Origin of the sequence: Thermoactinomyces sp. CICC 10521 (genome assembly GCF_016055135.1) — a bacterium.
GTDB lineage: Bacteria > Bacillota > Bacilli > Thermoactinomycetales > Thermoactinomycetaceae > Thermoactinomyces_A > Thermoactinomyces_A daqus.
In genome coordinates this window covers 1-775 of the sequence record NZ_JAECVZ010000091.1, presented here as the reverse complement: position 1 = coordinate 775, position 775 = coordinate 1, and the positions used below count along the sequence as shown (strand labels likewise).

Annotated in this window: 2 protein-coding genes; both read right to left on the bottom strand. The window is 51.9% G+C overall.

What is annotated here, in order from left to right:
• Positions 1-88 precede the first annotated feature (88 nt).
• The gene (locus tag I8U17_RS18125) at positions 89-463 is read right to left on the bottom strand and encodes an HK97-gp10 family putative phage morphogenesis protein (RefSeq protein ID WP_232331187.1); all 375 of its coding nucleotides are present in this window, start codon (positions 461-463) and stop codon (positions 89-91) included.
• 1 nt (position 464) lies between these two features.
• On the bottom strand, positions 465-775 hold a 311-nt coding region (locus I8U17_RS18120; protein WP_198060006.1), incomplete at its 5' end, for a phage head closure protein.

Sequence of the window (775 nt, the reverse complement as noted above, 5' to 3'; positions counted from 1 at the left end):
ACCATGAAGTAGATCCGGGGCCCGCCAAGCAATGAAATAAGCGCCTGATTCGATTCAAGCGCTGATACCACGAGTGGTTTAAGGTTAATCATAGGCCGATCCCTTTCCTCAACTTTTCGGCCATTGCTTCTGTTACTCGTGGGGCCGATTCATCAATACTTGGCCCTACAAAGGGATGAGGAGACATCTTCGACGTGCCGAACTCGAGGAACTGAGCGTAAAAGGATTCTTTGCCGGGGCCGACCTCGATCGCTTTTACCCCGTCTTTTTGTTTCACACGGCTCATCTGGATATTTTCTTTCAAGTGTTTCCTCTTTTTGTCGGATGGTCCGGGCGCATTCCGACTCATGGTTTCCTGAAGTTCCTTTGCGCCTGCCCGGAGCGCTTCATTTTCGACTCGAGCCGCCCGGGCACCAAGCTGTCGGAGTTTGAGAATAATATCATCCATACCGACAAACTCCATCTCAGCCACCTGCAGTCACTTCCTTCGCAAAAATATCAGTTTCCTGATGACGGCCATTCAGATCGACTGATTGTACAATATCGAATTGCCGCCCGGCATAAAGGATTCGCATGCCTGGGGTCACATCCGGACGATACCGGACCCGGAAGCGGACAAAACTTTCCGCATTGATAGCGGCTGCCTGGAGAAACTCACGCCATCGAGAGGTCATTGGTTCAAAAGCGGCCCATACTGTCGCCACATCATTCCAAGACTCGCGCACGTTTCCCTCAGCGTCCCGGGTCGTAGTTTTTCGCTGGATGGTGATGCGAT